Source organism: Mesorhizobium sp. M0676 (assembly GCF_040320535.1).
Lineage (GTDB): Bacteria > Pseudomonadota > Alphaproteobacteria > Rhizobiales > Rhizobiaceae > Mesorhizobium.
Genome location: NZ_JAMYPU010000008.1, coordinates 52,061 through 74,300, shown reverse-complemented (window position 1 = coordinate 74,300; position 22,240 = coordinate 52,061). Strand labels below are relative to the sequence as shown.

Here is a 22,240-nt window from a genome sequence, read left to right as displayed (position 1 = left end):
CCTTGCCGGAAAGCTTCCGGCCCCAGGAATGACCATAGGCAGAAATGGTTTACGAACGGTTCACCATGTTTATTAACTGGCTTGCGGCTGGCATGGGCAGCGCCTATCAACCGTCAGGCAGCGGAGGAGAAAAACGATGCCCGGGCTTTATCTCGAAGAGTTCGTCGTCGGGCATGTCTTTCGGCACACGCTGCGCAAGACCGTCACCGAAAGCGATAACATGCTGTTCTCGGTGATGACGCTGAACCCGCAGCCGCTGCACATCGACTTCGACTTCGCCGCCAAGAGCGAATGGGGCAGACCGCTGGTCAATTCGCTGTTCACGCTCGGCCTGATGATCGGCATTTCCGTCAATGACATCACCGTCGCCACCACAATTGCCAATCTCGGCATGAGGGAGACGGTGTTTCCGCACCCGGTCTTCCATGGCGATACCATCCGTGTCGAAACGACGGTGATCTCGGTCAGGGACTCGAAATCGAAGCCGGACCGCGGCATCGTCGAGTTCGAGCATCGCGCCTACAATCAGAACGATGTCCTCGTTGCCAAATGCACGCGCCAGGCGATGATGATGAAAAAGGCGGCCTGATGCGCTCGCTGCTGTTTGTTCCCGGTGAGTCCGAAAAGAAGCTGGACAAAGGCTTTGGCGCCGGCGCCGACGTGGTCATCGTCGATCTCGAGGATTCCGTGGCGCCACAAAACAAGGCGGCGGCACGCGACATCGCGGCACGCTTTATCGCCGGCAACAGGCAGCAGACAAGCTCCGCCATCTATATCAGAGTCAACGATCTCTCGACCGGATTGACCGACGATGATCTGGCCGCGCTGGTTCCTGCAAAGCCCGACGGCATCATGCTGCCGAAGTCGAACAGCGGCCAGGATGTGCAGCAACTCTCGGCAAAGCTCAGGGTACACGAGGCCGAAAACGGATTGCCGGACGGCGGCATAAAAATCCTGACGATCATCACCGAGACCGCTGCCGGCGTGCTGGCGGCCGCGACCTACACCGGGGCAAGCGCCCGGCTTGCCGGCCTCACCTGGGGCGCTGAGGATCTGTCGGCGGCGATCGGCGCGCGCGCGTCGCGCGACGAGAACGGCCGCTACACCGATGTCTTCCGCCTTGCCCGCACCATGACCATCCTTGCCGCCGGCGCAGCTGAAGTCGCGGCGATCGACACGGTTTTCCCCGCCTTTCGCGACATGGCCGCCTTCGAAGCCGAATGCACGGAGGCCGAGCGTGACGGCTTTACCGGCAAGATGGCGATCCATCCGGCGCAAGTGCCGGTCATCAACGCCGCCTTCACACCGTCGGCGGAGGCAGTGCAACGCTCGCAGGCCATCGTCGCGGCCTTCGAGGCGGCCGGAAATCCTGGCGTGGTCGGCATTGACGGCAAGATGTATGACCGGCCGCATCTCAGGCTCGCCGAGCGGCTTCTGGCTCGCGCCAAGGCAGCCGGGCTTTAGTCCCGCGCCAGCACGATGACCCGGTCCTCCGGCAGGTAGGCCAGCGCTTGCGACTTCAACGGGTTGACGGTGACGCCGCCCAGAGCCCGCTCATCATTCTGCGCAGCGCGAACGCGCCTATGCCCGATGGCGATCTCGCCGCGCAGACGCGCCGATTCCGCGATCGTCCAGAACGTCACCGGATGGCCGATGGCGACATAGTCGCCGACCGGACGCATGTAGATTTCGGAGCCCTCCTCGTCGAGCAGATCATCGAAGATCGCGGCGAGATGCTGGTTCTCCGATGCCTGCGCCAGCATCAGGCTGACCAGCCGGTTGCTGACGACGAAATCATCGGCCTTAGTCACCGCCGCCAGCTCGCGGTTGCGCACGTCGATCATCTCGCTGACGATCGAGATGTGCGTGCCGGCATCGTCTGCGATTTTGCGCAGATGCAGCAGCGTCACCAGCGTGCGCGTATCGGCGGGCTGCGCTGCCATGGTCTCGCTGTAGCCAAGGACGAGCACGTGGTCGTAGGAAGGCACGTCCAGGCTTGCCAGTGCTGTGCTGCTCGACGTGTCGGTGATGCGGCAGGAAACCGACAGATTGTCGCCGACGACCGGCAGGCCGGCAACTTCCTGCTCGAGGCCTGGCGTATCGGCGGCGATGGTCAGGATCGAACCCGGCGCGACGTAGCGCGACAGTTCATAGGTGATGATCGGACCGCGCCGGTTCCAGCCAAGGATCAGCGTGCGCTCCGGCTTCGCCTCGACAGGCTGATGGCGAAGGATTGCCGCGGTATCGATCTTGGCCCCCGCGCCTCCCAGCTTGATAGCGGCATCGTCCTCGGCAATGATGATGGCGCGCATGTCCTTGCCGATCACCAGATCCGACGGCGGGTTGAGATTGACGCGCCCGGTTTGGTCGCAGAGCCCGATCAGCGTGCAATGCTCATACGCCATCACCGCCTCACCGAAGGTCTTGCCGGTGAGATCAGGCTGCTCGGTCGTGTAGATTTCGCAGCCGTCGAAATCGAGCAGTTCCGAATAGACGCCGCTGAGACCCGACTGCCGGCTCGAATGCACGACGATGCGCGAGATCAGCTGGTCGGCCAGCACAAGCTGCACCTCGGCCCCGCCAACGACGCGGGCGACCTCGGCGTTCTTGCCGTCGCGGATCTCGGCGGCGATGTTGTAGGCCGGCGTGCGCCGGTTCGGGTCGTTGGCCAGCGCGAGCACTGTCTTGATGACCTGCGAATCCGGGTCGTCGCCCTCCGGCGACAGCACGATGATCGAGCGCGAGCTCTGCGGGTTGACGATGGCCAGGTCGTAGAGGTCGGTCGGGTCGCCGCTGCGGCAGATGATGCGCGTGTTGCCCAGTTTGTCGACCTTGGCCGCGATCTCGTCCTCCATCGCGACCTTGTCCATATTGGCCATTACGACAATGCGCGGATGGCGGCGGCTGGTATTGGCAATGACGAGTTCAGAGATGACGTCGAAGATCGACGGCGACCAGTTGAGGATGATGGTGTGGTCGCTCTCAAGCACCCGAGAACGACCCTTGCGCAATTCATCGAGCTTGCTGTCGACGCCGGCGCTGAGCACGCCGATGAGGGCCGACACGACGAAGATGCCGGCAAGCGTGACAAACAACATGACGAGACGGAAGGCCCAGCCGGTGTCGCCGCCCATCGTGCCCGAATCGAGCGTGCGCATCAGCGATTCCCAGAACGCTTCGAAGAAGCTCAGCGGTTCGCCGCCCTCCGGCGCGATGCGGGTCACCGCAAGGAAAGCCGCGGCGGCGATGATGATCAGCAGGGAAGCGACGGCGAGCCAGCCGATCAGCGCGATAGGGCCGGCGGCCATGCTCTTGTCAAACCCGTAGCGCAGCCGGGTTCCCAGCGAGTCTCGTTTCTTCATGTCGCCGGCGTCCCCCAATATCCCTATGGTCGATGCGCCAACCCCAACGCATCGCCGAAGCCGCTGTCTTAGCCTGTGTTTAAATAAAGGGGAATCGCTTTCGGGTGTCAGCCGTTCCACGGCCCCTCATAATCGGCATAGAGCTTTGCCGGATCGGGTCGCGGCCGTTCCGGCGCCGGGCCCTGGTAGGAGCCGATATGGATAAAGCCGACGACGCGCTCCTGCGGCGCCAGCCCCAGGATCGCCCTGCCCTCGGCCACATCGGAATACCAGTTGCTGATCATGTTGGTGCCATAGCCCAGCGCATTGGCTGCAATCATCAGGTTCAGCGCCGCCATGCCGCCGGACAGGAACATTTCCCATTGCGGGATTTTTGGATTGTCCTTCGGAACCGACACCACGCCGATCACCAGCGGCGCGCGGGAAAACCGCGCAAGCTCCTGGTTGCGGCGGTTTTCCGGCAGCGGCCCTTCGCGCTGTTCGGCGAGCGCCGCCAGCTTCCTGCCGATCTCGACGCGCGCCTCGCCGCGATAAACGATGAAGCGCCACGGCTCCAGTCGGCCGTGATCGGGCACACGGCTTGCAGCCGCGATCATGGTCGCGATATCGCCATCGCTGGGCGCCGGTTCCTTCAATTCAGGAATCGGTGCGGAGTTTCGGGTCAGCAGGAAGTCGATGATCGGCGACGCCATGGGGGCCAGGTCTCCTAAAGCACTCGATTTTGAGCTGAAGCGCGCCATTGCGGATCGGGGCGGCTCGGGCATTGGCGCGGGCGCGCCGGACGAAAGAACCTGTTGCCAAGGCGGTCGGACTCTTAAGCCTTGAAATTGCCACCGCCTTGGGCTTCAACGCAAGGCATGTTTGAGGGGACATCGCGCCTTTTCCTGATTTGGCTCGCCGTAGCGCTGTTTGCGCCGGCCTCGATGGCCATGGCGCAGAATGCCGACGGCATCGGCAATCTGAAACTTCCCGATATTTCGAGCTATGCGACGCCCAAGGGCGAGACGCCGCTGGCGCTCAGTGGCGGCGGCGCCATAACGCTGTCGGCGCAGTTGACCGACAAGGGCGCCGACATCACGCGCGGCATCGTCTGGCGCGTCTTCAAGCCCGAGGCCGCCGGCGACGGCAAGCTGCCGATGGTGGCTTCCGCGCATGGCGGCAGCGCTGTGTTCCAGCTCGAGCCCGGCAGCTATCTGGTCCACGCCTCCTACGGACGCGCCGGCGCCACCAAGCGCATCACCGTCGGCAAGGACGCCAGGCGCGAAAGCCTGGTGCTCGATGCCGGCGGCCTCAAGCTCGACGCGGTGCTGTCGGGCGGCGTGCGTATTCCGCCGAAAAAACTGCGCTTCTCCATTTATGAGGGCACCGCCGAGGCCAATGGCGACCGCGCTTTGATCATTCCCGATGTCGAGCCGAACAGCGTCGTGCGGCTCAACGCCGGCGTTTATCATGTCGTCTCCACCTATGGCGCGGTCAATGCCGTCATTCGCTCCGACATCCGCGTCGAAGCCGGCAAGCTGACCGAAGCCACCGTCGAGCATCGCGCGGCGGAGGAGACCATGAAGCTGGTGCGCGAGACCGGCGGCGAGGCCATCGCCGATACATCCTGGTCGCTGCTCAACGAATCCGGCGATCCGATCAAGGAGGCCGTCGGCGCCTTCGCCTCGATGGTGCTGGCCGAAGGCCAATACACCATCATCGCCAAGAACCGCGACCGCATCTACCAGAAGGATTTCACCGTCGTTGCCGGACAGAACCAGGAGATCGAGGTCCTGGCCACCGAAGCCTCGGCCATCGATCCCGAGGAAGGCGCCGACTAGGTTGTGGACTCATAAGCCCGAAGCCACAGCCGGACGGATCGACCTTGCGATTCGTTTCTAGGCACCGGTTGGAGTGGCCACGATCCGGCATTCGTGGTATTTTTTTGCGGCCTTGAAAGCATGACCCGTACCGCAGTTTGCCTTGGGAGATGCCAAATGCGCATGTCCTTGCTTTTCATTCCACTACTGCTTGCACCGATTGTATCGCATGCCGCCGGCATTCACGACGCCGCCATGAAGGGCGATGTCGCGGCGATCACGGCAGCGCTCGACGCTGGTACCGGCGTCGATGAGAGCGACGGGCGCACGACACCACTCTATCTTGCGGTCAAAGGCGGTCATTTTGCAGCGGCAAAACTGCTCATTGAACGCGGTGCCGACGTCAACGCCGTCCCGGACCCGCGTTTGGGTCCTGCCCTTATTCTGGCTTTGGCAAAACGCAGGACCGATTTGATCAATCTGTTGCTGGACGGGGGCGCAAATCCAAATTCGAAGCGCAGCCGCGAAAACGCTATCCACATCGCGGTCAATCTCGGTTGCCTCGATTGCGTGAAAGCACTGGTTGAGGCCGGCGCGGACGTGAATGCGAAGACAAAGGACGGCAAGACACCGCTCCATCTGGCAAAATTCAAGGGGCAACGCGAAGTTGCTGACTATCTCATGTCGCACGGCGTCGTGTTGCCAACGCCAGCTCCGATCTCGATGAAGTTGGCTGCTGCCGATGTCGAGAAAGGCCGAACCTACTTCACACACGTGTGCCACGGTTGCCACAATGCCGAGCCACAGGGAGGGATCAAAACGGGACCGAACTTATGGGGCGTCGTCGGCCGCGACAAGGCATCCATGGCAAATATGCGTTACTCCGACACCTTGCTGGCCTTAGAGGGTGTATGGACGTACGAGGACCTGAACACATATCTGCTTGAGCCCATGCTCACCACGCCGGGTGTTTACATGGAGGTGCCTGGCGTCCCGGACGAGACCGAACGGGTCAACCTGATCGCCTACTTGCGTACACTCAGCGACAAACCGCTCCCACTGCCCTAGGAGCTATTGAGCAAAAAGGCCGAGGTTGTCGAAAAGTTGACCGACTGAACGTCGTTTATGAGTACACGCCCTAGTTAGCGTCTCTCAGGCTGCCTTGCGCATACGGCGCGGCAGGAAGTGGACGCGGCTGCGCGGTGCGTCGGGCGCCAGATCGAAGACGCCGCGATGAAGGCGATCAAGCAAGGTCTTGCGGTCGCGCAGCTGCTCCAGCTCATCCCAGCGCAGTACGTTGCCGACGCGAACGTCGATCGCTTTGCCGGACAGCCGCGCGAATTCGCGGATGAGCATTGAAAGGCGCAACGTCAGCGACGCCTTGCCGACGAATTTCGCCAGCCTTCCTTCGCGCTCCCCCATGTTCATCGGGCCGCTGACCAGATGGAACAGCCGGCCGTTCTGCCCGGAAAAATGCATCGGCACCACCGACGCCTTGGCGTCCTGCACGAGGCGCGCCGGAAACATCTTCCACGGCAGGTCGCGCGCCCGGCCAAAGCCTCTCGGCGCGGTGGCGACGCCGCCGGCCGGAAATACCACTATGGTGACGCCCTCTTTCAACAGCCGCACTGCCTCGTGGCGCACCGCCATGTTGTTCTTCACCGCGTCCTTGGTCTCGGAAAAGTCGATCGGCAGCGAGTACGGTTCCATTTCGCGGACCTTCAGCAGATCCTTGTGGATCATGACGCGGAACGGACGCCCGAGCTGCTCGACCAGCGACAGCACTGCAATGCCGTCGCCAATGCCGAACGGGTGGTTGGCGACGATCACCAGCGGCGTGTCCGGCAGCCCCGCCGGCGGCCACCGATCGGTGCTGCGCACCTTGACGTCGATCAGCTCCAGCATGCGGCTGAACACCCGCTCGCCCGTCGGCGCCACCTGGCGGCGCCAGAAATCGTAGAGCGCGGCATACCGGTCACGCCCCGAGAGGCCTTCAATGGAATGGATGAACCAGCGCGTCAGCGCCGGCTGGCTCGCATTGGCGTAGGAGAGTTCGGGAAACGGCCTTTCCCGTATCTTCAGCTTGAGCATGGGGGCTCGTTACAAGGTTGGCGTGACAGGCATGTGAAAATGGCGGTGGATCGCTCCACCGCCATTTCTCCGAAATATTGATTGCTCAGGCCGCGCTGCGCCTTCGGTCGGGCGAAACAGCCTCGTCGGAAAGCAGCTTCAGCGCGTCGGCCAGCTTGAGCGATTCCTGATCGCGCGAGCCAAGCCGGCGGATGTTGACCGTCTCCTCCTCCGCCTCGCGCTTGCCGCAGACGAGGATCACAGGAACCTTGGCCAGCGAATGCTCACGCACCTTGTAGTTGATCTTCTCGTTGCGCAGATCCGGTTCGGCCAAAAGTCCTGCCGCCTTCAACTGTGCGACAACCTTTCGCGCATAGTCGTCAGCATCCGAGGTGATCGTCGCCACAACCACCTGCAGCGGCGCGAACCACAGCGGGAAATGGCCGGAATAATGCTCGATCAGGATGCCGAGAAAGCGTTCCATCGAACCGCAGATGGCGCGATGCACCATCACCGGCTGCTTCTTTTCCGAGTCCGAACCGATGTAGAAGGCGCCAAAGCGTTCCGGCAGATTGAAGTCGACCTGCGTGGTGCCGCACTGCCATTCGCGGCCGATCGCGTCCTTCAGCACATATTCGAATTTCGGCCCGTAAAAAGCGCCCTCGCCCGGATTGATCGAGGTCTTGATGCGGTTTCCCGAGCGCGTCCTGATTGTATCCAGCACGTTGCCCATGATCGCCTCGGCATGATCCCAGGCCTCGTCGGTGCCGACGCGCTTATCCGGCCGCGTCGACAGCTTCACGCTGACATCGTCGAAGCCGAAATCGGCGTAGGTCGACAGGATCAGATCGTTGATGCGCAGGCATTCCGCGGCCAGCTGCTCCTCGGTGCAGAAGATGTGCGCATCGTCCTGCGTGAAGCCGCGCACGCGCATCAGCCCGTGCAAGGCGCCGGACGGTTCGTAACGATGCACATTGCCGAATTCCGCAAGTTTTACGGGCAGATCGCGATAGGATTTCAACCCATGCTTGAATATCTGCACGTGGCCCGGACAATTCATCGGCTTCAGCGCGAACACGCGGTCGTCGTCGGTGTCGTCGCCGGCCACCGTCACCTTGAACATGGCATCGCGATACCAGCCCCAGTGGCCCGACGTCTCCCACAGGCTCTTGTCGAGAACCTGCGGTGCGTTGACCTCCTGGTAGCCCTGCTCGTCGAGGCGGCGGCGCATGTAGTTGACCAGATTCTGGAACATCTTCCAGCCCTTGGCGTGCCAGAAGACGACGCCCGGCCCCTCTTCCTGGAAATGGAACAGGTCCATCTCGCGGCCGAGTTTGCGGTGGTCGCGCTTCTCTGCCTCTTCCAGCATCGTCTGGTAGGCATCGAGTTCAGCTTGCTCGGCCCAGGCCGTGCCGTAGATGCGGGTCAGCATGGGGTTGTTCGAATCGCCACGCCAATAGGCGCCGGCCACCTTCATCAGCTTGAAGGCGTTGCCGATCTGCCCGGTGGAGGCCATGTGTGGGCCGCGGCAGAGGTCGAACCAGTCACCCTGGGAATAGATCTTGAGATCCTGGTCTTCGGGAATGGCGTCGATCAGCTCGAGCTTGTAGCGCTCGCCCTTCTCGGCAAAGACCTTTTTCGCCTTGTCGCGCGACCAGACTTCCTTGGTGAACGGCTTGTTACGCGCAATGATCTCGCGCATCTTCTTTTCGATCACCGGGAAATCGTCAGGCGTGAACGGCTCGTTGCGGGCGAAGTCGTAATAGAATCCGTTCTCGATCACCGGCCCGATGGTCACTTGCGTTCCCGGCCACAGTTCCTGCACGGCCTCCGCCAGCACGTGTGCTGCATCATGACGGATGAGCTCCAGCGCGCGCGGATCGCTGCGGGTGATGATCTCGACCTTGCCGGACTTGCCAAGCGGGTCGGAAAGATCGCGAACGGTGCCGTCGATGGCATAGGCGACAGCCTTCTTGGCCAGCGACTTCGAGATCGATTCGGCGAGGCCCGCACCGGTCATCGCCGCGTCATAGTCGCGGACGGAGCCATCGGGAAATGTCAGGGAAACGGAATTCAGCATCGGGTATCTCCTATCCAGTCCCGCAAACGAGCGCGGGTGGTCGTGGTGTGAAGCCGGAGGCATCCGGCAGCCGGCGGGTTTTAGAGGCAGCACGGTGTGAGGTAAAGAGCGCTGGTAGTGTGTCAGTTTGAATTCCAGTTGGAACGTTGCCATTGGCCTCCCCGATCGGAACGACCAAGGACCGCCACTTTGCAGCCGTTCAAGGCTAGCGCGAGCTTTCACTCACTCGCGCAGGCCTGCCTTGCGCAAGTTCTCGCGAAGATGTTCCAAGTCACCTGAGTTCTTGTATGGCGCCATGTCCGAGGTCGTTCTCATCGTGATTGTGGCTCGCGGCTCCAGCTGCAAAATGTGCTCGATGACCTGCTGCGCTTCGTCTTCGCTCCCTAAAGCCGCGTAGCTCGCTGCCAGGTATAAGTGTTGGTATACGGTGTCGAGGGTTCGTAGACCTTCCAACGCCGCGATCGCTTCACGATATCTGCGAACGTCGTAGTAAATCTGGCCAATCTGTAGGATGTACCACTCGGGGTAGTGAGGGTTGAGACGCATGGCTTTTTGCGCCGTCTCAAGGCCTTCCTGTGCCCTCCCACAATAGCTTAGGCAGGAACCGTAATCCAACAGCACGTCGGCGTCATTTGGATTAAGCTCAAGGGCGCGTTGATACTCAACGATAGCGCGTTCGTATTGTCCGCAAAATAGGCAGTGCCCTGCGAGCGCATAGTGCCCCCATGCCTCGGCGTCGTCCCGTTCGATCGCCAAATTGGCGTATTTCAGGCCACATGCCAGTGAAGCCTCGGGATTCGCGCTCCAACCGTCGCTTGCGTCGATCATGTGCGTCCAAGCGAGCTTCGCAAACGCCTTTCCGAACTTCGGATCGAGTTCGCCCGCCTTCTCAAAGAGTTCCCGAGCACGCAAGTTGTCTTGTTTTGTGTAGCGGTTGAGAGACTCCATGCCGCGCACGAAATAGTCCAGCGCCTCAAAATTCCGCGTCCCCGCGACTTCCGGGCGCTCTTGCCACGCCTTTAACAGTCGGCCTCCGTACGCTGTGGCTAAACTGCCGATTATTCTTTCAGTGACATCGTCCTGCACGGCAAAGATGTCCTCGATGCCTCGGTCGTAGCGCTCTGCCCAAAGGTGCCGCCCAGTCTTGCCGTCAATGAGCTGGGCGGTAATCCGGACCCGGTCCTTCGACCTCTGTACACTGCCCTCCAAGATATAGCGGGCACCCAGCTCTCGGCTGGCATCCTGTATCTTCGTGGCTTTGCCCTTGTAAGCAAACGTCGAATTACTGGCGATGACGGAAAGATCGCGAAACCGAGACAATCCGGTGATGACGTTCTCTGTGATCCCATCCGCAAAGTAGTCCTGCTGACGGTCGTCGCTCATATTGACGAACGGCAGCAAAGCGATGGATGGCTTATCAGCAAGCGACGCCGGCGAAGTGGGGGCCCCTTCGGGACCGTCGAGGCGCACCGCATAACCTCGCACGGGGCGTTCAATATTTTTAAGTATCTGCTCACCAATGTCGTCGAATTGCAGTTCAAGCCGGTTTCCGAGGTGATCTCGCACCGTGCCCGAAACCATAACACCTCCAACAGGAGCGATGCCTTCGAGCCTTGTCGCCACGTTCACGCCGTCACCCAACAGATCGTCATCCTCGACGATTACGTCACCGAGGTTGATCCCAACGCGGAATTGTATTCTTCGGTCCTCGGACAGTTTTGCGCTGCGACCCGACATGGCACGCTGCATAGCAACGGCACAAGCCACGGCGTTCACGACACTTGGAAACTCGGCGAGGATGCCGTCGCCAGTCGTTTTGAAGATGCGACCTTGGTGCTCGGCCATATTTGGGTCGATAAGGTGGGCCCGTATCTCCTTCAGTTGGGCAAGTGTGCCGGCCTCGTCGCTGCCCATCAGGCGCGTATACCCCACCACATCAGCGGCCAGAATTGCGGCAAGACGGCGTTGGACGCGTCCTTCGGTCATGTGGTGCATTGCTTTCAAGAGCAACAGGACCGGGATTGTAAGGGCGACGGCCGACAGAGTCCACGAGCCGGAACGTCGACTGATACATTTCCGCAGCGGTCATTGGCACAGCCGTTTGTCGCGGCAACTCACTTCACCAGCTGCGTCAAATCCTTCAGGAACGCCGCGCGTGTCGCCAAGCCCTTCGGTGTGTCGATCGGTTTGGTATCGACGACCAGCCGGGCGAAGACGATCCGCCGGCCGCCCTTTTCGGCCCAGCCGACGAACCAGCCCAGCGAGCGCTTGTCCTTGCTGTTCCCCAGCCTGGTGCTGCCGGTCTTGCCCTGCACCGTCCAGCCGTCGGCCTGAAAACTCGGCAGGATGGCTCGGGTCATCTCGTGCGCCTTGGCAGAAACCGCATCTTGCCGGCGAGCAGCTGGCGCAGGAAGGCTGTCTGTTCGATCGGCGATATCTCAAGCGAGCAATTTATCCAGGATTGCGTGAGCCCGTTGTCCTTGCCGACATCGCCCGAGACATCCATGTTGCCGTAGCCGAATTTCGAGACGTAGCCGGCAAAGCTTTTTGCGCCGAGCCGTCGCACGATTTCGCGCGAATACCACACGATCGAGTCTCGCTCCCAGATCGTCGGGTCGACGGTTTTGTGGTCGCGCTTCACAGCGTTGAACTCAGGCTTGTAGTCCCAACTCGGCGTATGCGCGTCGCTAAGAATACCGGCGTCGTAGCCGATCAGCGCCAACGGCACCTTGAAAGTAGACGCCGGGCTGAAGCGCTGGTCGCAAACACCATTCTGGTGGAGCGTCTGGCCGCTTGTCGCGTCCTGGATCAGCGTGCATTCGACATCGCCAAGCGGAGCCGATTGCGCCCGCATCGGAAATCCCAGAAACCAGGCCAGCAGGAAGAGGACCGCGGCAATGATGAAGGGGTGGGTTTCGATCCGACGCATGTGGGCTCTCCTGGGAATGAACAGGAGGCGCTTAGCGAAGTGTCTTGGCTCGATTTTGACTCAAATGCGCAGTCTTTGTGCAGCCCGTTGTTAACCTTACCGGATTGTAAAGAATGCCGCGCTGGCGATCTGGATCAGGGACCAGCGCGCCCGCCGTCAGGCCTCGCCGCGCTTCCTGCCGATCTGCCAATAACGCCATGGCATGAACCAGACATAGCGCTGATCGAGTACCTCCGGCACGCGATCGATGCCATGCGAACCGAAAGGGCCGCAGCGCAGCACGCGGAACAGCCCCATGAAGCCGCCGGCCCACAGACCATGGCGGGCGATCGCCTCATGCGCGTATTCGGAACAGGTCGGCAGATGCCGGCAGGAATTGCCGACAAATCCGGACAGCGTCAGTTGATAGAGGCGCACCAGCGACGTGCCGAAAATGCGGCCGGGTGTTTTGCGCCAGGGACCGGGCCAGTTGCGCCCGCGCCGGGTCCGTCCGGCGGCATGCACATGCCGATGCTGGTCGCCCACCGCAGTCTCTTTCCGAACGCGACCCGAAACCGGCTTCCGGGTCAGCTTGCGTTTCCAAACCGATAGATGTGAGCTTCGGCCGGCAAACGCAATCCTCTTCACTCGCCTCTTTGTCGGCTTCAGGGTCGCGAGCGGCGAAAGGGATGCCGCTCCGCTGGAGCCGCCCAGCGGGTGGCCGGCCTTTGCTCGGTGCGCTGCACATGATGCCGCCTGTCGCCATGCCACTGAAATGTCGCGATCCGCATCACATCGCAAAAGATCTTCAGTAACTGGATCATGGCGCATCTCCTTTGAGGCGGATTAGACGCCCGCTGGCCTTCGCCTTCAAACGAGTATAATTTCCGGTTCGGATAACTTCGGGTTATGCGAAATGAAGCGCGGACGGTTGCCCCTGACGGCGTTGCGAAGTTTCGAGGCAGCCGGCCGGCAATTGAGCTTTAGCCGGGCCGCCGAGGAGCTGTTCGTCTCCCAGGCCGCCATCAGCCGGCAGATCCGCGAACTCGAGCAGTTCCTGCGCCAGCCCTTGTTCCACCGTCATCACCGTCGCGTCGAGTTGACCGAGGCCGGCCAGCGCCTGCTCGATCAGTTGGTCAGGAGTTTCGATGACATCGACAGGCTGGTTTCGGACCTGGTGGCTGCCCCGGCGCAGTCGGTGGTCCGCGTCAGTGTCGAGCCGTCGCTGGCCTCGGTATGGCTGTTGCCGCGGCTCAACCGCTTCAGCCAGTTGCGGCCCGATATCGACGTTTCCCTCGAAGTCGACCCAAGGCCGATCGAGTTCCGCAGCGATCAGCCCGAACTCGCCTTGCGCTTCAGCGCGCGCGCCACCTCATGGCCGCGCAGCGAGGCCGAATGGCTCGCCTCGACCGTCGATTCACCGGTCCTGTCGCCGGCATTGCTGGCATCGGGCCCTGCCCTCGAAAAGCCGCTCGACCTTGCCCGCTACACGCTGTTGCACGAGGAGAATCGTCAAGGCTGGGCGCGCTGGTTCGAGGCAGCCGGCGTTGCAGCCGACACCATTCCGGCGCGCGGCCCTATGCTGGCGGATGTGTCGCTGTCGAAGCAGGCGGCCCTGCTCGGCCACGGCGTGGCGCTGGGCGACCTCTTGCAGATCGGCGAAGAGATTGCATCCGGCGCGCTGATCAAGCCGTTCGACATCGACGTCGCATCGGGCGCCTACTGGCTGGTGGCCAGGAGTTTGAAGGACCTGCCGGAGCCGGCTAAGGCGTTTGCAGACTGGGTGAGAAGCGAATTCGCCGAAAGCAGACGGGCGCAGCAAACCAAGGCATGAGCCCGGTTACGTGAGAAGCTCCTCGACGTGTTCAGCGCCCAATTTTGACAATTCACCGGCTGTTGGAGGAGCCGTCATGTACCAACATCACCGCTTGTTCGGCGCGTTTCTTCTCGATCTGACCGATGGCATCGACGACCGCATCGAAGGTCAGCATGGTCGAGGCATGGCGCGCCTTGTAGTCGCGCACCGGCTCCAGATATCTCAGATCGGCAAAGCGGCCTTGCGGCGGCGCGCCGTTTTCCTTGAGCATCTTCAGCATGGTGTCGCGCACCGCCCGCAATTCGTCGGCGCTGGCGCCGATGACATGTTGAGCCATGATCGAGGACGAGGCCTGGCCGAGGGCGCAGGCCTTCACGTCATGCGAGAAATCGGTGACGACGCCATTGTCCATCTTGAGGTCGATGGTCACCGTCGAGCCGCACAATTTGGAATGGGCCTTGGCCGTCGCATCCGGATGATCGAGCCGGCCTATGCGGGCGATGTTTCCGGCAAAACCCAGAATTTTCGCATTGTAGACGTCGTCAATCATATTTTTCCAATCCGTCGCCGCCAAGCGAACAGCGATTGCCGCTGTGGCGTCTTTCATTCGCTGCGCACGACCATATATAATGCTGGCAGTCGGGTATCGACAAGGCAACGCAAAGCCGCCGTCCTTGCCCGTTTCGTTCACGCCGCTTGCGGGCTGGAAACAGGGCGAGTTTTCAGCACCCGAAAGGTCGTGGTCCGTTCAACTCGTTCCTTCTGAGAGAGGAACTACGGGAGACGCCTTTATGGATGCCGTCATCAAGAAAATCATGCCCCCTTCCGACTATCTGGACAAGCCGGTCACCGACAGGCCGAGCGAAGCCGAGGTCGAGGCCGCCGTGCGCACGCTGTTGCGCTGGACCGGCGACAATCCGGACCGCGAGGGCCTGATCGACACGCCCAAGCGCGTCACCAAGGCCTTTCTCGAAATGTTCAACGGCTATGACATGTGCCCGGCCGAAGAACTCGGCCGCACCTTCGAGGAAGTCGCCGGCTATGACGATCTCGTCATCGTCAGGGACATCCAGTTCCACTCGCATTGCGAGCACCACATGGTGCCGATCATCGGCAAGGCGCATGTCGGCTACCTCCCGGACGGCAAGGTCGTCGGCCTGTCCAAGATTGCCCGTGTGGTCGATATCTTCGCCCATCGCCTGCAGACGCAGGAGGCCATGACTGCACAGATCGCCGGCGTCATACAGGACGTGCTCAATCCGCGCGGTGTCGCAGTCATGATCGAGGCCGAGCATATGTGCATGGCCATGCGCGGCATCCGCAAGCAGGGCTCCACCACGCTGACCTCGACCTTCACCGGCGTATTCAAGGACACGCCCGAGGAACAGGTCCGTTTCGTCACCATGGTGCGCGGCCTCGGGGCGTAAGCCGCTCGCCGCCATCGCTAGATCAAGGACCGGCGATGTCGGCACTAACATTTCCCAAGGCTCCATCGGACAAGAAGGCTCTCGAAGAAGGCGCGGTGTTTTCCCCGCGCTTCGATGCTGCCGGGCTGGTCACCGTCGTCGTCACCGACGCCGCTGACGGTATGCTGCTGATGGTCGCGCATATGAATGCCGAGGCGCTGGCGCTGACGCTCGAAACCGGCATCGCGCACTACTGGTCGCGCTCGCGCAACGCGCTGTGGAAGAAGGGCGAAACATCAGGCAATTTTCAGACCGTCGTCGAGGTGCTCACGGATTGTGACCAGGACGCCATATGGTTGCGCGTCAAAGTGTTGGGCCACGACGCAACTTGTCACACCGGCCGGCGTTCATGTTTTTATCGGACGGTGGGGCTAATCGGCGGCAAGGCAACGCTTGCCGACGATGGCAGCACGCCGCTGTTCGATGCGGAAAAAACGTATCGGAAGCCCGCGTGAACCATTCAACAGTCGCAAACCACTCATATTCACTATTCTCAAACGTCCTTCCTGTAGAACGGACGCGGGACAAGGGAGATCATGATGCTCGAGTGGGCGTCATTGCGTAGCAGACCGGACGTGCGGGAGGCCAATGGCCCCTCATCGTCCGGCGGCGTGCCTGACCCGCAACCCGCGGGCAAGACAGGCATTTCGCTCGCGCTGGGCGGCGGCTGCGCACGCGGCTGGGCGCACATTGGCGTGCTGCGCGCGCTCGACGAAGCCGGCATCGAAGTCTCGATGATCGCCGGCACCTCGATCGGCGCGCTGGTTGGCGGCTGCTATCTCGCCGGCAAGCTGGACGAACTCGAGGAGTTCGCCCGCAGCCTGACCAAGCGGCGCATCTTCGGCCTGCTCGATCTCAATCTGCGCGGCAGCGGCCTGTTCGGCGGCATGAAACTGGACGTCAGGCTGCGCGAGCACATGGCAGGCATCCGCTTCGAGGATCTGACAAAACCCTTCGTCGCCGTTGGCGCCGAAATTCGCACCGGCCATGAGATCTGGCTGTCCAGCGGTTCCCTGATCACCGCGATGCGCGCTTCCTATGCGCTGCCCGGCGTGTTCGAACCGGTGAATTGCAACGGCCGCATCCTGGTCGACGGCGCGCTGGTCAACCCGGTTCCGGTTTCGGTCTGCCGCGCCTACGAGCAGCCGCTGGTCGTCGCGGTCAACCTTCACTACGATCTGTTCGGCCGCGCCGCCGTCATCAAGCACAGCGCCGGGGAACTGCTCATCGAGAAGGACGCGCCCCGTCCAGGCCAGGCCGACCCGAACCACCAGCCGCACCAGAGCCGTCTCGGCATCACCGGCGTCATGGTCGAAGCCTTCAACATCATCCAGGACCGGATTTCACGCGCAAGGCTGGCGGGCGATCCGCCCGACATGTCGCTCCAACCGAAACTCAGCCATATCGGCTTGACCGAATTCCACCGCGCGGATGAGGCGATCAGCGTCGGTTACCAGGCGACGATCGCGCAGATCAGCGAGTTGAAGCGGCTGCAGACGGTTCTGGCTTAAACCAATTCGGCAATGTCAGGCTTTGGCCGCATCGGTGATGCGGAACTGCACCGTACGGTTGCCGTTCCAATAATTCCCCGACAGCGAGCCGGCGACATGGATCGTGTTGCCCCTGTTCTTGAACAGGAATTCGCCCAGCGCGGTATCGACGGATCGAAAGGCGATGCCCTGGATGCGGCCGCCGCTTTCCGACTGCAGATCAGCCCGGATGTGGTTGGTGCCGACGGCCCGCGCGTCGGCCAGCCGATGGCGCGGCAGCGCGAACACCGGCGCGACATGGCCGGCGCCGAAAGGCCCGGCCTTTTCCAGTGCATCGAGCAAAGCAATCGTCGCGCCCTCGGCGGCGAGCGCGCCGTCGACGGCCAGACTTTCTTCGTCCTGCAGCCGGAACACTTCGGCCGCCGCGCGCTCCTCAAAGAAAGCACGGAGTTCGCCGAGCTTGGCGCGTTCCACCGTGATGCCGGCGGCCATGCCGTGGCCGCCGCCCTTGACGATCAGCCCGGCATCGGCGGCTGCGCGCACCAGCCGTCCGAGATCGAAGCCCGACACCGAACGGCCAGAGCCGGTGCCGATGCCATTGGCGTTGAAGGCGATGGCGAAGGCCGGCCGCCGCGCATGGTCCTTCAGCCGCGAGGCGATCAAGCCGACAATGCCAGGATGCCAATTGGTGCTGGCGGTGACGATGATGGCCGGCCCGTTGCCGCCGGCAAGTTCGGCGTCAGCCTCGGCGCGCGCCGCTGCCAGCATCTCCAGCTCCATCTGCTGGCGTTCCTGGTTGAGCCGGTCGAGTGTCTCGGCAATGGTCCCGGCCTCAACCGGATCGTCGGTGGCGAGCAGCCGGCTGCCAAGTGCTGCATCGCCGATGCGGCCGCCGGCATTGATGCGCGGCCCAATCAGATAGGCGAGATGAAAGGTGCTTATCGGCTCACCGATGCGGGACACCCGCGCCAGTGCGGCGAGCCCCTCATTCTTCTGCTGCCGCGCCATCTGTAGTCCCTTGACGACGAAAGCGCGGTTCACGCCGATGAGCGGCACCACATCGCAAACCGTGGCCAGCGCCGCCAAGTCGAGCAACGACAACAGGTCCGGTGGCGCTGCGTCGGGCAATCGGCTGCGCAGGACCCTCGCCGTCTGCACCAGAGTAAGGAAGACGACACCGGCGGCGCACAGATGGCCTTGCCCGGATAGGTCGTCCTCGCGATTGGGATTGACGACTGCGGTCGCCTCCGGCAGCGGGCCGCCGACCTGATGGTGGTCGAGCACCACCACATCGGCGCCTGCGGCCTTGGCGGCATCAATGGAGACAGCGCTGTTGGTGCCGCAATCGACGGTGACGATCAGCGTCGCGCCGCGCGAGACCAGTTCGCGCATAGCCTCCGGATTGGGGCCGTAGCCCTCGAAGATGCGGTCGGGAATGTAGATCTCCGAAGGCACCGAGAAATGCGTCAGGAAGCGCTTGAGCAACGCCGAAGAGGCGGCGCCGTCGACATCGTAGTCGCCGAAGATTGCCACCTTCTCCTTGGCCATGACCGCTTCGGCGATGCGGGTCGCAGCCTTGCCCATGTCGGTCAGCGAAGCCGGATCCGGCAACAGATTGCGAATCGTCGGATCGAGGAAGCGCTCGGCCTGGTCGGCGGTGACGCCGCGCCCGGCGAGCACGCGAGCCACAATGTCGGGCACGCCGTGGCCCTGCGCTATGGCAAGCGCGGTCATGTCCTGCCGCTCGCTCAACCGGTGTTCCCAGGAAACACCGGTCGCCGACTGCCTGATATCGAGGAAGAGGCGTTTGTCGCCCGTCATAGGAGGCGTAATCTATAGATTGTCATTTCCGGCAATATGCGACGGCTAAACAGGAAAGTCTCAAAACTTTTCCACATCCTGGTGACGCGCCTTGATCTCGCGGCTCACGCCTCCGCCAGAGCCCGATGATGATTGGTGGGTTCGACCTGAAATCTCAATCCGGCTCCAAATCAAAGAGATAGAGCATTATGGCGTCTGAACCACTTTTCAGCAGGAATATCAAATCGGTTAAGGAGAAAAATGACTTGGCCTAACCAGCGCGCTCAATGCGGATAACCTGCGGCTTGTCTGTGAGGTGGCCGTCCTTGGTGATGCCGTCGACAGCCTTGCGCACCGCTGCTTCCGTCGTCTCGTGGGTGACCAGGATCACCGTCTTTTGCGCGTCCGTCTCGCCGCTGACGGCATGCTGGACGATCGATTCCAGCGAAATGTCGTTGTCCGCCATGCGCTTGGCGATCGCGGCGAAGACGCCGATGCGGTCGTGCACGGTCAGCCGGATGAAATAGCCGCCGGCATGGCTGCGCATCTGCGCCTTCTTGTAGGGGCGCAGTTCCTTGGCCGGCAGGCCGAACACCGGACCGTGCTGGAAGCCCGGCCGGCTCTTTGCGATGTCGGCGATATCGCCGACCACGGCGGACGCGGTGGCGTTGCCGCCGGCGCCCGGGCCGGAGAGCAGCAGTTCGCCCAAAATGTCGGTTTCGATGGCCACCGCATTGGTAACGCCATGCACCTGTGCGATCACCGACGCGGTCGGCACCATGGTCGGGTGCACGCGCTGCTCGATGCCGCTGTCGGTGCGCTGCGCGACACCGAGCAGTTTTATCCGGTAGCCGAGATCGGCGGCAGCGCGGATATCGGCCTGGCTGATATTGGAAATGCCTTCCATGTAGATGTCGTTGGCGGCGATCTTGGTGCCGAAGGCCAGGCTGGTCAGGATCGACAATTTATGCGCCGTGTCATGGCCCTCGATATCGAAAGTCGGATCGGCTTCGGCGTAGCCCAGCCGTTGCGCGTCCTTCAGGCACTCGTCGAAGGAGATGCCCTCGGCCTCCATGCGGGTCAGGATGTAGTTGCAGGTGCCGTTGAGGATGCCGAAAACGCGAGTGACCGAATTGCCGGCCATCGCCTCGCGCATCGTCTTGATGACCGGGATGCCGCCGGCAACTGCCGCCTCGTAGTTGAGCAGCACGCCCTTCTTCTCGGCGATTTCGGCAAGCGCCACGCCGTGCTTGGCCAACAGCGCCTTGTTGGCGGTGACGACATGACGTCCGGCTTCAAGTGCTGCCTTGACCGACGCGCGCGCTGCCCCTTCGTCGCCGCCGATCAGTTCGACGAAGACGTCGATATCGGCGGCCTGCGCCATCTTGATCGGATCGTCGAACCATTTGGCGGCGCTGAGGTCGACGCCACGGTCGCGCTTGGGATCGCGCGCGGAAACGGTCGTGACGATGACATCGCGTCCGCACTGGCGCGTCAGCTCCGCTGCCTTGTCGCGCAGCACGCGCGCCACCGAGGCGCCAACCGTACCCAGACCCGCAATTCCAACACGCAACGCTTCAGCCATGCCCGGCGACGCCCCTCAAAAAATCTACTCGAATAAGATGTGCGGCGACTTTAGCGATGCGCGGCGAGCGGCACCACATTGTTCGGCTGCTTGGCGCTGGACGCCAGGAAGCGCTTGATGTTGCGCGCCGCCTGCCGGATCCGGTGCTCGTTCTCGACCAGCGCGATGCGGACATGATCGTCGCCATGCTCGCCAAAGCCGATGCCCGGCGCCACCGCCACGTCGGCGTGCTCGATCAGGAGCTTGGAAAACTCAAGCGAGCCGAGATGCTTGAACGGCTCCGGGATCGGCGCCCAGGCGAACATCGAGGCAGCCGGTGCCGGAATGGTCCAGCCGGCGCGGCTGAAGGCGTCGACCATGACGTCGCGGCGCTTCAAATAGACCTCGCGCACTTCGGCGATGTCGGCGCCGTCGCCATTCAGCGCATGCGCCGCCGCAACCTGGATCGGCGTGAAGGCGCCGTAGTCGAGATAGGACTTCACCCGCGTCAACGCCGAGATCAGCCGCTCATTGCCGACGGCAAAGCCCATGCGCCAGCCGGGCATGGAGAAGGTCTTCGACATCGAGGTGAACTCGACGCAGACATCGATGGCGCCCGGCACTTGCAGCACCGAAGGCGGCGGATTGCCGTCGAAATAGATCTCCGAATAGGCAAGGTCCGACAGGATGATGACGTCGTTCTTCTTGGCGAAGGCGACCACGTCCTTGTAGAAATCGAGCGAGGCGACCAGCGCCGTCGGGTTCGACGGATAGTTGAGGATCAATGCCAGTGGCTTCGGGATCGAATGACGGACACCGCGCTCGAGCGCCGGGATGAAGCCGTCATCCGGCTCGACCTGCAGCGAACGGATGACGCCGCCCGACATGATGAAGCCGAAAGCATGGATCGGATAGGTCGGGTTGGGGCACAGGATCACGTCGCCCGGCGCGGTGATCGCCTGCGCCATATTGGCGAAGCCTTCCTTCGAACCGAGCGTCGCCACCACCTGCGTGTCGGGATTGAGCTTCACGCCGAAACGGCGCTGATAATAGGCGGCCTGGGCGCGGCGCAGACCTGGGATGCCGCGCGAGGAGGAATAGCGATGCGTGCGCGGATCGCGCACCACTTCGCACAATTTGTCGACGATCGCCTTCGGCGTGGGCAGGTCCGGGTTGCCCATGCCAAGGTCGATAATGTCGGCGCCGCGCGAACGGGCGCTGGCCTTCAGCCGGTTGACCTGCTCGAACACGTAGGGCGGAAGCCGGCGGACCTTGTGAAATTCTTCCATGTCAGTTCCAGACGATTTAAGATTGGCTTTAGCACAGTTGGCTTGGCTAGGCGCCTTTGGCAAAGACCGCTTTCGGCGCGCGATATAGCCTTATTTGCAGGTAGGGTCGAGGGCGGGATCGCATTTGGCTTCGATCTGCTTCAGCGTGTCCTTGCCATGGTTCTTCGCCAGCGAATTCAGCGCCGCCGGGCTGGTGGACGGGGCACCGCCGCCGCCCTTGGCCACTTGCCCCTGCTGTTCGCCCTTCAACTGGGCAAGCTTGGCCTGCGTCTCCTCAGGGGTGAGTTGCTTTGCCGCCACCTGCGGTGGGATGTTGAGATTGGGATAAGAGCCGGTGTCCTGCGCGCCCTGGGTCAGGCCGACATTCATCCCGTTGCCGGTGTTGGCGCTCGTGCAGCCACTTGCCGCCAGCAGCCCTGGCGCCAGACATGCGATTGCAACCGCGATGCGGCAAAAGCGGCCTGCCCCCGAAAAAATGGTCTCGCCGGTGTTAATCGTCATATTGTTTTCCTGGCAGCCGGGGTACAGCGCATTGGACCCGGTCAGATGTCCCATGATAATATGTCAAGAAAACGCCTCGGGAGGAACCCCGCGAG

General features: G+C 62.3%; 19 protein-coding genes and 1 pseudogene. 8 read left to right on the top strand and 12 right to left on the bottom strand.

All coding sequences use genetic code 11. The features are described 5' to 3' along the window. Positions 1–76: 76 nt before the first annotated feature. Positions 77–589, top strand: coding sequence for a MaoC family dehydratase (locus tag NKI35_RS10935; RefSeq protein ID WP_502897137.1), 513 nt, complete (start codon positions 77–79; stop codon positions 587–589). Next, positions 589–1,464 (top strand): HpcH/HpaI aldolase/citrate lyase family protein, encoded by an 876-nt coding sequence (locus NKI35_RS10930; RefSeq protein ID WP_352739948.1) that lies wholly within the window; start codon positions 589–591, stop codon positions 1,462–1,464. Before NKI35_RS10935 ends, NKI35_RS10930 begins: the two co-directional genes overlap by 1 nt. Here NKI35_RS10930 and NKI35_RS10925 read toward each other — a convergent pair. After that, on the bottom strand, positions 1,461–3,362 hold the full coding sequence (locus NKI35_RS10925; RefSeq protein ID WP_352739946.1) for a CASTOR/POLLUX-related putative ion channel: 1,902 nt from the start codon (positions 3,360–3,362) through the stop codon (positions 1,461–1,463). The genes NKI35_RS10930 and NKI35_RS10925 overlap by 4 nt on opposite strands. A 107-nt stretch (positions 3,363–3,469) precedes the next feature. Beyond that, positions 3,470–4,054, bottom strand: coding sequence for a nitroreductase family protein (locus NKI35_RS10920; protein ID WP_023741478.1), 585 nt, complete (start codon positions 4,052–4,054; stop codon positions 3,470–3,472). Positions 4,055–4,219: 165 nt separating this feature from the next. On the opposite strand from NKI35_RS10920, the gene NKI35_RS10915 reads away from it, so the two are divergent. Then, a complete protein-coding gene (locus NKI35_RS10915; protein ID WP_023735302.1) occupies positions 4,220–5,182 on the top strand; it encodes an RgsD C-terminal domain-containing protein in 963 nt (320 codons plus the stop codon). A 156-nt stretch (positions 5,183–5,338) separates the two neighbouring features. Then, a complete protein-coding gene (locus tag NKI35_RS10910) occupies positions 5,339–6,229 on the top strand; it encodes an ankyrin repeat domain-containing protein (RefSeq protein WP_352739943.1) in 891 nt (296 codons plus the stop codon). An 84-nt stretch (positions 6,230–6,313) separates the two neighbouring features. Here the strand turns inward: NKI35_RS10910 and NKI35_RS10905 are convergent, their stop codons facing one another. The 5 genes and pseudogenes from NKI35_RS10905 to yidD form a co-directional block, all read right to left on the bottom strand. After that, the gene (locus NKI35_RS10905; protein WP_352739941.1) at positions 6,314–7,252 is read right to left on the bottom strand and encodes a lysophospholipid acyltransferase family protein; all 939 of its coding nucleotides are present in this window, start codon (positions 7,250–7,252) and stop codon (positions 6,314–6,316) included. Positions 7,253–7,337: 85 nt separating this feature from the next. Next, positions 7,338–9,311, bottom strand: a complete 1,974-nt coding sequence (gene thrS / locus NKI35_RS10900) for a threonine--tRNA ligase (RefSeq protein WP_023667614.1) — start codon at positions 9,309–9,311, stop codon at positions 7,338–7,340. A 222-nt stretch (positions 9,312–9,533) separates the two neighbouring features. Next, on the bottom strand, positions 9,534–11,297 hold the full coding sequence (locus tag NKI35_RS10895) for a tetratricopeptide repeat protein (protein ID WP_352739939.1): 1,764 nt from the start codon (positions 11,295–11,297) through the stop codon (positions 9,534–9,536). 128 nt (positions 11,298–11,425) lie between these two features. Beyond that, positions 11,426–12,240, bottom strand: a pseudogene (blaOXA, locus tag NKI35_RS10890) (class D beta-lactamase). Between the two features lie 156 nt (positions 12,241–12,396). Next, a complete protein-coding gene (yidD, locus tag NKI35_RS10885; protein WP_023667617.1) occupies positions 12,397–12,765 on the bottom strand; it encodes a membrane protein insertion efficiency factor YidD in 369 nt (122 codons plus the stop codon). A 370-nt stretch (positions 12,766–13,135) separates the two neighbouring features. Here yidD and NKI35_RS10880 point away from each other — a divergent pair, with 370 nt between their 5' ends. After that, positions 13,136–14,053, top strand: coding sequence for a LysR substrate-binding domain-containing protein (locus tag NKI35_RS10880; RefSeq protein WP_023681610.1), 918 nt, complete (start codon positions 13,136–13,138; stop codon positions 14,051–14,053). 52 nt (positions 14,054–14,105) lie between these two features. Here the strand turns inward: NKI35_RS10880 and NKI35_RS10875 are convergent, their stop codons facing one another. Continuing rightward, positions 14,106–14,585: an iron-sulfur cluster assembly scaffold protein gene (locus tag NKI35_RS10875; RefSeq protein ID WP_023751535.1), complete on the bottom strand. Its 480-nt coding sequence runs from the start codon at positions 14,583–14,585 to the stop codon at positions 14,106–14,108. A 241-nt stretch (positions 14,586–14,826) separates the two neighbouring features. Here NKI35_RS10875 and folE point away from each other — a divergent pair, with 241 nt between their 5' ends. The 3 genes from folE to NKI35_RS10860 all read left to right on the top strand — a co-directional run bounded on the left by folE (position 14,827) and on the right by NKI35_RS10860 (position 17,012). Next, positions 14,827–15,462 (top strand): GTP cyclohydrolase I FolE, encoded by a 636-nt coding sequence (gene folE, locus NKI35_RS10870; RefSeq protein ID WP_023667622.1) that lies wholly within the window; start codon positions 14,827–14,829, stop codon positions 15,460–15,462. 35 nt (positions 15,463–15,497) lie between these two features. Continuing rightward, complete coding sequence (hisI, locus tag NKI35_RS10865; RefSeq protein ID WP_023681612.1) at positions 15,498–15,956, top strand: phosphoribosyl-AMP cyclohydrolase; 459 nt, start codon at positions 15,498–15,500, stop codon at positions 15,954–15,956. A gap of 84 nt (positions 15,957–16,040) precedes the next feature. Next, on the top strand, positions 16,041–17,012 hold the full coding sequence (locus tag NKI35_RS10860) for a patatin family protein (RefSeq protein ID WP_023681613.1): 972 nt from the start codon (positions 16,041–16,043) through the stop codon (positions 17,010–17,012). A 15-nt stretch (positions 17,013–17,027) separates the two neighbouring features. Here NKI35_RS10860 and recJ read toward each other — a convergent pair whose 3' ends face one another. The 4 genes from recJ to NKI35_RS10840 all read right to left on the bottom strand — a co-directional run bounded on the left by recJ (position 17,028) and on the right by NKI35_RS10840 (position 22,145). Beyond that, on the bottom strand, positions 17,028–18,812 hold the full coding sequence (gene recJ, locus NKI35_RS10855) for a single-stranded-DNA-specific exonuclease RecJ (RefSeq protein ID WP_023714253.1): 1,785 nt from the start codon (positions 18,810–18,812) through the stop codon (positions 17,028–17,030). A gap of 250 nt (positions 18,813–19,062) precedes the next feature. After that, positions 19,063–20,376 carry a homoserine dehydrogenase gene (locus NKI35_RS10850; protein WP_023681614.1) on the bottom strand — a complete coding sequence of 438 codons (1,314 nt, stop codon included), beginning with the start codon at positions 20,374–20,376 and terminating at the stop codon, positions 19,063–19,065. 50 nt (positions 20,377–20,426) lie between these two features. After that, on the bottom strand, positions 20,427–21,644 hold the full coding sequence (locus NKI35_RS10845; RefSeq protein ID WP_352739935.1) for an LL-diaminopimelate aminotransferase: 1,218 nt from the start codon (positions 21,642–21,644) through the stop codon (positions 20,427–20,429). A gap of 90 nt (positions 21,645–21,734) precedes the next feature. Further along, complete coding sequence (locus tag NKI35_RS10840) at positions 21,735–22,145, bottom strand: hypothetical protein (protein ID WP_023667627.1); 411 nt, start codon at positions 22,143–22,145, stop codon at positions 21,735–21,737. Positions 22,146–22,240 lie beyond the last annotated feature (95 nt).

What these genes read in the sequence shown, in the direction of transcription:
- hisI (WP_023681612.1), top strand. Translation starts at nt 15,498, where the DNA reads ATGTCGGCACTAACATTTCCCAAGGCTCCATCGGACAAGAAGGCTCTC.
- NKI35_RS10850 (WP_023681614.1), bottom strand. Translation starts at nt 20,376, where the DNA reads ATGGCTGAAGCGTTGCGTGTTGGAATTGCGGGTCTGGGTACGGTTGGC.
- NKI35_RS10880 (WP_023681610.1), top strand. Translation starts at nt 13,136, where the DNA reads ATGAAGCGCGGACGGTTGCCCCTGACGGCGTTGCGAAGTTTCGAGGCA.
- NKI35_RS10840 (WP_023667627.1), bottom strand. Translation starts at nt 22,145, where the DNA reads ATGACGATTAACACCGGCGAGACCATTTTTTCGGGGGCAGGCCGCTTT.
- NKI35_RS10915 (WP_023735302.1), top strand. Translation starts at nt 4,220, where the DNA reads ATGTTTGAGGGGACATCGCGCCTTTTCCTGATTTGGCTCGCCGTAGCG.
- NKI35_RS10930 (WP_352739948.1), top strand. Translation starts at nt 589, where the DNA reads ATGCGCTCGCTGCTGTTTGTTCCCGGTGAGTCCGAAAAGAAGCTGGAC.
- NKI35_RS10860 (WP_023681613.1), top strand. Translation starts at nt 16,041, where the DNA reads ATGCTCGAGTGGGCGTCATTGCGTAGCAGACCGGACGTGCGGGAGGCC.
- recJ (WP_023714253.1), bottom strand. Translation starts at nt 18,812, where the DNA reads ATGACGGGCGACAAACGCCTCTTCCTCGATATCAGGCAGTCGGCGACC.
- folE (WP_023667622.1), top strand. Translation starts at nt 14,827, where the DNA reads ATGGATGCCGTCATCAAGAAAATCATGCCCCCTTCCGACTATCTGGAC.
- NKI35_RS10905 (WP_352739941.1), bottom strand. Translation starts at nt 7,252, where the DNA reads ATGCTCAAGCTGAAGATACGGGAAAGGCCGTTTCCCGAACTCTCCTAC.
- NKI35_RS10925 (WP_352739946.1), bottom strand. Translation starts at nt 3,362, where the DNA reads ATGAAGAAACGAGACTCGCTGGGAACCCGGCTGCGCTACGGGTTTGAC.
- NKI35_RS10920 (WP_023741478.1), bottom strand. Translation starts at nt 4,054, where the DNA reads ATGGCGTCGCCGATCATCGACTTCCTGCTGACCCGAAACTCCGCACCG.
- NKI35_RS10845 (WP_352739935.1), bottom strand. Translation starts at nt 21,644, where the DNA reads ATGGAAGAATTTCACAAGGTCCGCCGGCTTCCGCCCTACGTGTTCGAG.
- thrS (WP_023667614.1), bottom strand. Translation starts at nt 9,311, where the DNA reads ATGCTGAATTCCGTTTCCCTGACATTTCCCGATGGCTCCGTCCGCGAC.
- NKI35_RS10875 (WP_023751535.1), bottom strand. Translation starts at nt 14,585, where the DNA reads ATGATTGACGACGTCTACAATGCGAAAATTCTGGGTTTTGCCGGAAAC.
- NKI35_RS10910 (WP_352739943.1), top strand. Translation starts at nt 5,339, where the DNA reads ATGCGCATGTCCTTGCTTTTCATTCCACTACTGCTTGCACCGATTGTA.
- NKI35_RS10895 (WP_352739939.1), bottom strand. Translation starts at nt 11,297, where the DNA reads ATGACCGAAGGACGCGTCCAACGCCGTCTTGCCGCAATTCTGGCCGCT.